An 11,770-nucleotide genomic window follows, 5' to 3' on the forward strand; every position below is an offset into this window, starting at 1 on the left:
ACACTCTCACATTGATCGAGTGTCCCGCGTCCAGTATTCAGCTTGTCGACTGAGAGAGGTTGCATGAACAAGAACAGCGGCACCGCCATTCCAGAACGCAAGCGCGGCGAAGGCGTCAAATTCGTCTATGAGATCCTGCGCGATGAGATCATCGACCTTGTTCTGCCCCCCGGCAGCCCGATCGACGAAATTCAGCTTGCCGAGCGCCTGTCAATGTCGCGTACACCCATCCGAGAGGCCCTGGTCCGGCTGGCCGGAGAGGGGCTGGTCACGACGCTTCCGAACCGTTCCACCGTCGTGTCAAATATCGACTTTATCAATATGCACAACTTCTTCGATGCGCTGACGCTGATGTATCGCGTCACGACGCGACTGGCGGCCGAGAACCGGACAGAGGGCGATCTGAAAATCATTCGGACCCATCTGGCGGCTTTCGACAAGGCTCTGGCAGAGCGCGATGCGCTTGGGATGATTGCGACGAACCGCAATTTTCACGCCGCCATCGCCGAGGCCGGGCGCAACCCCTATTATATCGGATTGTTCAACCGGCTGCTGGACGAGGGGCGCCGTATCCTGCGTCTGTACTATTCATCCTATGATGATGCCCCGCCGGCGACAGACACGGACGGTCACGAAGGCATGGTCAGGGCCATCGAGGCACAGGATGTCGATGAAGCCGACAGGCTGGCGACCGTTCATGCCGACCTGATCGTCGGCCAGATCCGCAGCCTTCTGGCCAAGGACCGGCGGCAGAATATAGCTCTGTAAATCCAGAACCGGCTGTTTTTACAGCAGGTTATTCTGTCCGCAATATATGTCGACAAATAAAATACAAAAGATATAATGCACTTATACGCGGCCCGATTCGATCCGTGCCCTGGCCGCATGAGCATTAGGAGTGCGATATGGACAGGCAGATCTTTTTCGGCACCATCCCGGCGCTGATGACCCCGTGCAAGGACGACCGGACCCCGGATTATGACGCGCTTGTCGCGACCGGTCAAAAGCTGATCGCTGATGGCATGTCGGCGGTGGTCTATTGCGGCTCGATGGGGGACTGGCCGCTGCTGAGCGATGAGCAGCGCATGGAAGGCGTCAAGCGGCTGACCGAGGCCGGCGTGCCCGTCATCGTCGGCACTGGCGCGATCAACACCGCAAGCGCGGTGGCCCATGCCGCCCACGCCCAGAAAGCCGGCGCAAAGGGTCTGATGGTGATCCCGCGCGTTCTGTCCCGCGGCCCGTCACCCGCTGCTCAGAAAGCGCATTTCAAGGCGATCCTCGCCGCGGCACCCGACTTGCCCGCGATCATCTATAACAGCCCTTACTACGGCTTTGTCACCAAGGCGGATCTGTTCTTTGCCCTGCGTGCAGAACACCCGAACCTGATCGGTTTCAAAGAGTTCGGCGGACCTGCCGACATGACCTATGCCGCCGAAAACATCACCAGCGGCGACGATGATGTCACGCTGATGATTGGCGTGGACACCGGCGTTTTTCATGGGTTCGTGAATTGCGGGGCGACCGGCGCGATTACCGGAATCGGCTCTGTCCTGCCGAAAGAAGTGCTGCATCTTGTCGGGCTGTGTCAGGCGGCGGCAAAGGGCGATGCCGATGCACGCGCCCGCGCGAAGGAACTGGAAGAGGCTCTGGCTGTGCTGTCGTCCTATGACGAGGGGCCGGATCTGGTGCTGTACTTCAAGCATCTGATGGTGCTGAAGGGGCAGCCGGAATACAGTCTGCATTTCAACGAAGCCGACGCGCTGAGCGACAGCCAGAAAGGCTATGCCGAGGCGCAGCTGAAACTGTTCGATGCGTGGTATGCCGAATGGTCACAGCAGGACGGTGCCGTTCAGAAATACGCCGCCTGATCAGGACGCGGCGTTCACAGGTTCTATACCGGGCGTGCACAGGTGATGTGCGCGCCCGGTTTCACTTCTGGCGCTAGCCTGCCAGCAGGGCTGCGTTACCGCCGGCCGCCGTTGTGTCCACGCAAAGATGTCGCTCATGCGCGACATGGGCCCGATCCGGCATGGCGCAGATCAGCGGCAGGATTTCCGTTTCCCGTGCGGCAAGTGCCTGGGCATAGCTGCGACCGGTTTCGGCATTGCCCCACCATATCGCGGCAGAGAAACCTTCCAGTGTGGTGAGTGCCGCTGGTTCTAGCGCGCCGTCGACGCGGACGGCCTGACCGCCAAGAGCCTCGACCGCTGCGGCCTGTGCCGCTGCTGCAACGCGGCCCGGACCAAGGCAGAGGACGGGTTCGCGGGCATGAAGGCTCAGCCGGTTCAGCTCTCCGGTGGGGCCGGGCATGATCTGCTGCCCGATCTCTGGCGCGGTCGTCTCGGACAGGGCCGCATTGATCGCTGCAGGATCCGCATCGCCGCTTGGCTTGCCAGCGGGCAGAGCGGCCGTTTCGGCAGCATAGAAGCGGGGCAGATAATTCGGCCCGCCTGCCTTTGGGCCGGTGCCTGACAGCCCTTCGCCGCCGAAGGGCTGGCTGCCGACAATGGCGCCGATCTGGTTGCGGTTCACATAAATATTCCCGGCATGAACACTGTCGGCGATTTCCTGAACGCGGCTGTCAATGCGGGTGTGCAGGCCGAAGGTCAGGCCGAATCCGCGTGCGTTCACATCCTTCACCACATTGTCGATATCGCTGGCCCGGAAGGTGGCGACATGCAGCACGGGGCCGAATACCTCACGTTCCAGATCGTCGATGCCATCGACCTGAATCAGCACCGGCGGCACAAAGCTGCCCCCACTCGGGGCCACAAGCTGATGCAGCACGCGGCCGGTCTGAGCGTCGATATAGCGGCTGATTTCCTGCTGTGCATCGGGATCAATGACAGGGCCGACATCGGTTGAAAGCAGTGCCGGATCACCGATGGAAAGCTGATCCATCGCGCCTTTCAGCATTTCGATCACATGGGGGGCGACATCCTCTTGCAAATAGAGGCAGCGCAGCGCCGAACAGCGCTGACCCGCCGACTGGAAGCTGGAGGCGATGATGTCGCGCACGGCCTGCTCTGGCAGGGCGGTGGAATCGACGATCATCGCGTTAAGCCCGCCGGTTTCGGCTATCAGCGGCGTGCCGGGGGCAAGATGCTCGGCCATCGCCCGCGCGATGATCCTTGCGGTATCGGTAGAGCCGGTAAAGACCACACCCGAGATGCGCGGGTCAGAGGTCAGGGCCGCACCAACCGTCGCGCCATCTCCGGGCAGCAGTTGCAGCGCCGCGCGTGGGACGCCAGCCTGATGCAGAAGGCGCACGGCAATCGCGGCAATCAGCGGCGTCTGTTCGGCGGGCTTTGCCAGCACCGCATTGCCAGCCATCAGGGCCGCCGCGATCTGCCCGGTGAAAATGGCCAGGGGGAAGTTCCACGGGCTGATCGCCGTGAAGATGCCGCGCGGGGCGTCCTGACGATCTTCCCCCTGAAGTGCGTAGTACCTCAGGAAATCGACGGCCTCGCGCAGCTCGCCTACGGCATCGGGCAGGGATTTCCCCGCCTCACGCGTAAGCGCGGCGAAGATTTCGCCATAGTTTTCCTCGTAAAGATCTGCCGCACGACGCAGCACCGCTGCGCGCTCGGATGAGGGTGCATCCCAGACCGCCGCATCGGCAATGGCGCGACCCACGGTTTCGGCATCGGCATCCGTGACCTGTGCAACAGTTTCACCTGTGGCCGGGTTCACGACGGCGCGTTGCTTCCCCGTCGGATCGGATAGGGTGATCGGGTTGGCATCGGACAGCTTTGCCGGGGTTGCGGCGGTGATCCGCGCAAGCTCTGCCTCATCGGTCAGGTCGAAACCGGCAGAGTTTTCCCGCCGCGCGCCGAAAATCGCCTCTGGCTGGACCAGCAGGGCAGGGGGTTCTGCACTGTTCAGCATGTCGAATGGGTCGCGCGCAATTTCTTCCGGCGGGACGTCCTCATCGACGATCTGGTGAACGAAGGATGAATTCGCGCCATTTTCCAGCAGGCGGCGCACCAGATAGGCCAGCAGGTCGCGATGCGCACCGACCGGCGCGTAGATGCGGCAGCGCCCCTTGGTTTCGCGGATGACGATCTCGTGCAGACGTTCACCCATGCCATGCAGGCGCTGAAACTCGAAATCCGTGTCGCCAACCATATGTAGGATCGCCGCGACAGTATGGGCGTTATGGGTGGCGAACTGCGGATAGATGCGGTCCGAATAGCCGATCAGCTTGCGGGCATTGGCGATATAGCTGACATCGGTTTCCACCTTGCGGGTAAACAGCGTGAAATCCGGCAGGCCTTCCACCTGCGCCAGCTTGATCTCCGTATCCCAATAGGCGCCCTTCACCAGCCGGACCATGATCTTGCGGTCAAGCTGCGCCGACAGGTCATGCAGCCAGTCGATGACCAGACCGGCGCGTTTTCCATAGGCCTGCACCACGACGCCGAACCCGTCCCATCCGGCCAGCGAGGGGTCGGACAGAACCGCCTTGATGACCTTCAGCGACAGGACAAGCCGGTCCTGTTCCTCGGCGTCGATATTCATGCCCATATTCGCGGCTTTTGCGGCCTGCGCCAGTTCCAGCACGACCGGCACAAGCTCAGCCAGCACCGCATCTTCCTGTGCGACTTCATAGCGCGGGTGCAGCGCGGACAGCTTGATCGAGATGCCGGGGTTTTCGCGCACCGATCCCTTGGTGCAGGATGCCGAAATTGCGCGGATGGCGGCTGCATATTCGCGGGCATAGCGGTCGGCATCGGCACGGGTCATGGCGGCCTCGCCCAGCATGTCATAGCTGTAGCTGTAGCCCTGCTCCTCCATCCCCTTCGCCCGATCGAGCGCCGCGCCGATTGTCTGGCCCAGCACGAATTGGCGGCCCATCTCGCGCATGGCGCGGGTGACGGCGGTGCGAATGACAGGCTCGCCCAGTCGGCGGATTGCGCCGCGCAGGGTGCCGACGATGCCGGGCTGGTCGTCATCCAGCACCTTGCCGGTCAGCATCAGCGCCCAGGTGGACGCATTGACCAGGCTGGAGGTCGCCTCTCCCAGATGCCGTCCCCAGTCGGATGGGGCGATCTTATCTTCGATCAGCGCGTCCATCGTGGTGCGGTCAGGCACGCGCAGCATCGCCTCGGCCAGACACATCAGTGCGACGCCTTCGCGCGTGGACAGCCCGTATTCGCCAAGAAAATGTTCCATCAGCGTTGGCTTATCGGTACGACGGATGCGGCGGACCAGATCGGCGGCGTTGTCGCTGATGCGGCCGCGCGCTTCCGGCGACAGTGCGGCCTGTGCGATCAACTCGTCCAGCAACGGGGCAGCGTGCCGGAACTTGGCATCAAGGGTGAACTGGCTGAAATCGGTCGCTGGCATCTGATCCTCCATCTTTCAAAGGGGATTTAATCCATCATGCATGGACGATGCGTCCATATTGGCGCAGAATGCCAGTCGTATCGACTTATTTCAGGGTTCTATCTGGACATGACAGCAGAGCTGGACAGCACCAACCGCAAGATATTGGCAGAGCTTGTCGCCAATGCCCGCATCCCGATCACGGAACTGGCGCGAAAGGTCGGGCTGTCAAAAACCCCCGTCGCGCTGCGCATCCGCCAGATGGAGGAAATGGGGCTGATACAGGGCTATCGTGCCATCCTGTCGCCGCTGTCGCTGGGGCTGACGCATGTCACCTATGTCGAGGCGCGGCTGACCGATACCCGACAGAAAGCTCTGGAACAATTCAATGACGGAGTCAGGTCCATCACCGAGATCGAGGAGTGTTACATGATTGCGGGCGGGTTCGATTACCTGCTGAAAGTCCGCTCGCGCGATATGACCCATTTCCGCCAGATCATGGCAGAGAAGATTTCGTCGCTACCTTTCATTCATGCGACAACCAGCTATGTCGCGATGGAGGCGGTGGTCGAGCAGAACTGGACCGAAATCTGAGCATCCTTAAATGCAGCGGGCCGAGGCGTTCCCCGGCCCGTTGTTATCGTACCTTCGTTCAGCTCAGAAGCTGCCTGTCATTCTGAATATGGCGCACCGCCAGCTTGCGGCCCATGCGGCCTGATGCCAGTTGGCGCGCCGCCACAGGCACGTGACCATCCAAAGCCAGTTCCGGGAAGATCGCAAATATCTCTGCCGCGGCGGCTGGGCCGACAGATTTCAGCGCTTCCCGTCCGGTGAACAGCGATTCCGATTCCGCGCCATTGGCCAGCACGATCTGATGGGCGTCGAACAGGAAGTGGACATATGTGACCTCTGTCAGATCATGGGCCACGTCGATCCCTTCGATCTGGCACAGCTGCTTGGCCGCAACCAGAACCTCCATCGCGCCGAACATTTTCAGGGCGATCTTCGAGCGAACCAGAATACGGTGCTGCGGCGAGACGATCAGATCGGCCTCTGGCAGCCCCTCGCCAAGCGCACCTGCGCGGATGCGGATCGGGCGAAGGTTCGGGTTGGCGTTCAGGATCGCAGCGTCCATCCTGCGCTTGCCGATCCAGCGGATCGCCTGCAGCCCGGCATCGCGGGTTTCCACCATATCACCGACAGCCAGATCGCCGGCGGCCACCTCACCCGCATCAGTACGGATCAGCGCGTCGGCGCCGAAGCAGACGTTGGTGTTGTCATAGGTCAGATTGCTGCCAGCGACGCCAGAGATGGTCAGTGTGATGTTTGACTCGTTCAGGACGCCATCGTCATCCTGATCCGCCCGCATCCACTCCAGCGGGTTCGCGTATGTATCCCCACCAACCGGGACCGACGCATTATAGGCGTCCAGAGTGGCCTGATTATAGTAGCTGCTGAGATCGACGAAATCGTTATTCGACTGATCGCTGTCGCCGAAATCCTGACCGGTCGCGGTGTTGAAATCGCTGATCGTATCGCCATTGCCCGCAATGAAGGTGTCGAAGCCGTCGCCACCCGTCAAACTGTCGGCCTGATTTCCGCCATCCAGAAGATCGCGGCCCGACCCACCGCCCAGGGTGTCTGCCCCGTCGCCTCCGAATAGATCATCGTCACCAGAGCCACCGACAAGCGTATCGGTACCACCCTGACCGTAGATGGTATCGTCACCAGTGCCTCCATCCAGCGAATCTGCGCTGCCATCGTCCGCTGTAGGGCTGTGACCGTATATGATGTCATTGCCCGACCCGCCTTCGACAGTATCCTTGCCGACGCCGGCATACACTGTATCGTCTCCCGCGGCTGCGCGGATGTAGTCCATGTCGCCGGAGTGACCGGGAAGGGTTGCATCGCCCGAATCGACACGATCACCATCTTCGTCAGAAACGCCCGGCTCAAGCAACTCACCGCTAGAGGTGCCATCAACATAGCCGTCTCTAAACGGAAGGACGCTGCGATTTACAGCAACGCCGCTAAAATTGCTGAGATAGTCTGGATTGCTCGGGATGCTGATGGAGACGATCGGATATTCCGTAAGGGACGGCTCACCTGTTTCAGTGCCGCTTGAAGGGGGCGGCATAATGAATGTGTTGCCGTTCTCATCCTGAATCAGACGCACCGGCACTGTAATGGTTCTTGTGGTACCAGGACCGGTTGCTTGTACGACAGTTACGTTGCGGACACGGATGGTGTGATCCAGCTCCAACTCATATGACTGGCCGCTTAGCGTATATGAGATTGTGTCCTCGTTGGTACTGCTCGCCTGATTGTGGTCCAAGGCAACGACATTGCCCGACCCACTGTTGTCGTTCAAGGTGACCTGCATGCTATGGGCGAATAGCGGATCGCTCGTGCTGCCATAGGTCTGACCACCCATAACCGCACCGACATCCTCAACAGTGTTGTTGCTCTCATCCGTATCCATATCGGTCAGGTCGCCGATATAAATCATCTGATATGTATAGCTTGGCATATTTTTCCTCCTCAATGCAAAAACCTGATCGGACCCGACCCGATGCATTGAAGAAGCTGACGCCGCAGGAAAAACAATTGCGACAAACCCATAACTTACTTCAGACTGCTAGCCGCATTTGCGGCCGAATCGACGAGCCATTGCCTGATAACTGCTTAATTTTTTAATTTCATGCGGATGTCTGTGGCAACTGTTCTTTTGTACAACGAATGCCCGATGTGCTGCGTGCTTGGTGCTTGCGCATAGGCGCTGCCGGTGAAAACCTGTCAGTGCCTGAAAGTAACCTGAGTCGGTACCGCCCAATGACCCGCATCCTGCATCGTAATATTGGCCCTGAACTGCCCCGCGCCGTTGCGGGCAAGGGGGTCTGGATCACAGATGCCGAGGGGCGCAGCTATATCGACGGATCGGGCGGGGCGGCGGTGACAAGCCTCGGTCACGGCAATGCCGAGGTGCTGGAGGCGATGCGCGCGCAGATGGATGCGGTTGCCTATGCGCATACGTCTTTCTTCACGACCGATGCGGCTGAATCTCTGGCTGATCGGCTGGTCGATCTGGCGCCGGACGGGCTGGATTACGTCTATCTCGTCTCCGGCGGGTCCGAGGCGGTGGAGGCCGCGCTGAAGATGGCGCGGCAATATTTCGTCGAGATCGGCCAGCCTCAGCGCCGCCATATCATCGCGCGCCGGCAAAGCTATCACGGCAATACGATCGGTGCCCTGGCGACGGGCGGCAATGAATGGCGGCGCAAGCAGTTTCAGCCGATCCTGCCGGAAACGCATCACGTTTCGCCCTGCTATGCCTATCGCGACATGGCCGAGGGCGAGACGCCGGACGACTATGCCGCAAGGTTGGCCGCAGAACTGGAGGACAAGATCCTGACGCTCGGCGCGGATGAGGTGATTGCCTTCGTTGCCGAACCTGTCGTGGGCGCGACGCTTGGTGCGGTGACGGCGGTCCCCGGCTATTTCAGTCGCATCCGCGAGGTTTGCGACAAATATGGCGTGCTTCTTATCCTGGATGAGGTGATGTGCGGCATGGGCCGGACCGGCAGCATCTTCGCGCAGGCGCAGGAAGATGTTGTCGCCGATATCACCACCGTCGCGAAGGGGCTGGGCGGGGGATACCAGCCGGTCGGCGCGGTTTTGCTGTCGGCAAAGATCTATGACGCTTTCAGGGATGGCTCTGGCCTGTTCCAGCATGGGCATACCTATATCGGTCATCCGATGGCAGCAGCAGCGGCGGACAAGGTTGTCGAGATCATGTCCCGACCGGGGATGATGGAGAATGTGAACGCAATGGGTGCGCGCCTTCAGGAAGGGTTGGAGGCAGCACTTGGCCAGCACGCCAATGTCGGCGATATCCGGGGCAGGGGGCTGTTCCGCGGGATCGAGCTGGTGGCGGATCGGGACAGCAAGGATGTTCTGGACCCGGCGCTGAAAACGCATGCGAAGATCAAGAAAGCGGCAATGGCGCGGGGCCTGATGTGCTATCCGATGGGCGGGACTATCGACGGCGTCAGGGGCGATCATGTGCTGCTCGCGCCGCCTTACATCATCACGCCGGATGAGGTCGATCAGCTGGTCGACCGCATGGCCGGCGCGATCCGGGATGTGCTGGGCTGAGTGCCGTGCAGGCCGCCAAAGCACCTGCACGGGGCGTAAATATCACGCATATATGCTGTATATATCCTGTAGATACATCGCCGTTCAGCGCCGCCCGGTGATGCCTTCAATCGCGGGTGGCGGGTAAGGGCGCGTTACCAGTGCCGATTTGCGCTTTTCGTAGAACGCATTGCCGCCCGTCGTCAGCACGTAGTGCATATTGTCATAGGGGAAGCTGTAGCCCGCCGTATGGAAAAATGTGGCATTTGCGATCAGCGGATGACGCTCGCCGCGCATGACCGATCTCGCGGCTTCCCGCACCATCGGCACAGAGCGGTCATTCATCTTGCGGGTCAGCACGCCCTTGGCGAACTGGTTCTTCTGACCCACCACCTCGCAAACGGTATCCGGGAACTTGTCGGATTTCACGCGGTTCATCACCACGCTGCCGACCGCAATCATCCCGTCGCGGCTGGAGCGGTTGGATTCGAAATACATCGCGCGGGCCATGCATTCTTCTTGGTTCTGGCGCGATCCGAATGAACAGCCCGCCAGAACCAGCGGGCCAAGGGCCAGCATGGCGGCAAGCCGCATCTTGCGGTTGATTTTCATTGTCCGTCTTTCTGCTCGTTGCATGTTCTTTTTTGGGAACATGCTAGCAGCAGGGGCGGGGTCGTCGCAATATGTCAGCTTATCAGATTGCCGCCCGTTCCAGCATCCCGAACAGGTCGCGCGGATCGTCGGGATCGGCCAGCAGGTCGAGCTGCTGGAACAGGCCGGTGCCGTCCAGTTGGTCGCGGACATAACGCAGGGCCGAGAAATCCTCTGTCGCGAAGCCGACGCCGTCGAACAGCGTGATCTGGGTTTCGCTGCGGCGGCCGGGTGCGGAGCCGGCGATGACCTGCCACATCTCGGTCACGGGGAAGTCGTCGGGCATTTGCTGGATCTCGCCCTCGATCCGTGTCTGGGCCGGGTATTCGACGAACACGTCAGAGCGGCTGAGGATATCCTTGTGCAGTTCGGTCTTGCCGGGGCAGTCGCCGCCGATGGCGTTGATATGGATGCCCGCGCCGACCATATTGTCGGTCAGGATCGTCGCATATTGCTTGTCCGCGGTGCAGGTGGTGACGATCTGCGCGCCCTCCATCGCTTCTTGCGCCGAAGCGCAGGCGGTCAGGTCGAAGCCCTGCGTTTCAAGGTTCCTCATCGCCTTCTGCGTCGCCGCCGGGTCGATGTCGTAAAGCCGCAGCCTGGTCACGCCGCAGATCGCGCGAAACGCCAGTGCCTGAAACTCCGACTGCGCGCCATTGCCGATCAGCGCCATCGTATCGGCCCCCTTCGGCGCAAGATAGCGCGCCACGAGGGCAGAGGTCGCCGCCGTGCGCAGGGCCGTCAGCACGGTCATTTCCGACAGCAAAACCGGATAGCCATTGCCCACATCGGCCAGCAGTCCGAAAGCAGTGACTGTCTGGCGGCCTTCCTTGGTGTTCTTGGGGTGGCCGTTGACATATTTGAAGCCGTAAACCTCCCCATCCGAGGTGGGCATGAGTTCGATCACACCTTCTTCCGAGTGGCTGGCGACGCGGGGGGTTTTGTCGAACAGTTCCCACCGGCGGAAATCCTGTTCGATATAATCCGCGATACCTTTCAGCATCTCCTCTATCCCGATGCGATGGATCAGGCGCATCATGTTTTCGACGCTGACAAAAGGAACATAGGCCAGATCGGACGGCTTGGCGGACATGAGAAACCTCAAACAGATAGGAAAGCACAGTATCTACATTGCAATTTGCAAAAGATATGGCAAAAATGCCAGATAATTGCGGGTTATTGTTACATAATCATGGTTATTAATATACAATTTGTAAGGTCATGAGCGGCAAGCACGTCTTTGACGATCTGGATCGTGAGTTGATCGCCCTGCTGCGGCAGGACGGGCGCGCGCCGGTGTCGAAGCTTGCAGAGATCATGGATGTGTCGCGCGGGACGGTGCAGACGCGGCTGGACCGGCTGCTTGCCTCTGGTGCGGTGCTAGGTTTCACGGTGCGGGTCCGTGACGATTACGACGCCAGCCGGATCCGCGCGGTGATGATGATCGAGGTTCAGGGACGTAATACGTCGCATGTCATCCGCAAGCTGCGCGGACTGCCGGAATTGCAGGTGCTGCATACCACCAGCGGCAAGTGGGACCTGATCGCGGAAATCATGGTCGAGGATCTGGCGCAGTTCGATCGGGTGTTGCGCGATGTGCGGCTGGTGGACGGTGTGCTGAACAGCGAGACGAGCATTCTGCTGTCCAGCATTTGAA

9 protein-coding genes are annotated in these 11,770 nt (G+C 60.5%); 5 read left to right on the forward strand and 4 right to left on the reverse strand.

The annotated features are described in order from the left end of the window. Positions 1-63 precede the first annotated feature (63 nt). A complete protein-coding gene (locus tag PAF20_RS17100) occupies positions 64-768 on the forward strand; it encodes a GntR family transcriptional regulator (protein WP_271073523.1) in 705 nt (234 codons plus the stop codon). Between the two features lie 137 nt (positions 769-905). Then, positions 906-1,868 (forward strand): dihydrodipicolinate synthase family protein, encoded by a 963-nt coding sequence (locus tag PAF20_RS17105; protein WP_271073524.1) that lies wholly within the window; start codon positions 906-908, stop codon positions 1,866-1,868. 73 nt (positions 1,869-1,941) lie between these two features. Here PAF20_RS17105 and putA read toward each other — a convergent pair whose 3' ends face one another. Next, positions 1,942-5,349, reverse strand: a complete 3,408-nt coding sequence (gene putA / locus PAF20_RS17110) for a bifunctional proline dehydrogenase/L-glutamate gamma-semialdehyde dehydrogenase PutA (protein ID WP_271073525.1) — start codon at positions 5,347-5,349, stop codon at positions 1,942-1,944. A 108-nt stretch (positions 5,350-5,457) separates the two neighbouring features. On the opposite strand from putA, the gene PAF20_RS17115 reads away from it, so the two are divergent. Then, positions 5,458-5,922, forward strand: a complete 465-nt coding sequence (locus PAF20_RS17115; RefSeq protein WP_271073526.1) for an Lrp/AsnC family transcriptional regulator — start codon at positions 5,458-5,460, stop codon at positions 5,920-5,922. A gap of 58 nt (positions 5,923-5,980) precedes the next feature. On the opposite strand, the gene PAF20_RS17120 is transcribed toward PAF20_RS17115, so the two are convergent. Continuing rightward, the gene (locus tag PAF20_RS17120; RefSeq protein ID WP_271073527.1) at positions 5,981-7,858 is read right to left on the reverse strand and encodes a Hint domain-containing protein; all 1,878 of its coding nucleotides are present in this window, start codon (positions 7,856-7,858) and stop codon (positions 5,981-5,983) included. Between the two features lie 302 nt (positions 7,859-8,160). Here PAF20_RS17120 and PAF20_RS17125 point away from each other — a divergent pair, with 302 nt between their 5' ends. Continuing rightward, positions 8,161-9,483: an aspartate aminotransferase family protein gene (locus PAF20_RS17125; protein WP_271073528.1), complete on the forward strand. Its 1,323-nt coding sequence runs from the start codon at positions 8,161-8,163 to the stop codon at positions 9,481-9,483. An 84-nt stretch (positions 9,484-9,567) separates the two neighbouring features. On the opposite strand, the gene PAF20_RS17130 is transcribed toward PAF20_RS17125, so the two are convergent. Together PAF20_RS17130 and ocd are read right to left on the reverse strand one after the other, a co-directional pair. Further along, positions 9,568-10,074, reverse strand: coding sequence for a cell wall hydrolase (locus PAF20_RS17130; protein ID WP_271073529.1), 507 nt, complete (start codon positions 10,072-10,074; stop codon positions 9,568-9,570). Between the two features lie 82 nt (positions 10,075-10,156). After that, positions 10,157-11,206 carry an ornithine cyclodeaminase gene (gene ocd, locus PAF20_RS17135; RefSeq protein ID WP_271073530.1) on the reverse strand — a complete coding sequence of 350 codons (1,050 nt, stop codon included), beginning with the start codon at positions 11,204-11,206 and terminating at the stop codon, positions 10,157-10,159. 128 nt (positions 11,207-11,334) lie between these two features. Between ocd and PAF20_RS17140 the strand changes: the two genes are divergently transcribed. Next, positions 11,335-11,769: an Lrp/AsnC family transcriptional regulator gene (locus PAF20_RS17140; protein ID WP_271073531.1), complete on the forward strand. Its 435-nt coding sequence runs from the start codon at positions 11,335-11,337 to the stop codon at positions 11,767-11,769. The last annotated feature ends 1 nt before the right edge of the window (position 11,770 follow it).

The organism is Paracoccus albus, assembly GCF_027913035.1.
GTDB lineage: Bacteria > Pseudomonadota > Alphaproteobacteria > Rhodobacterales > Rhodobacteraceae > Paracoccus > Paracoccus albus.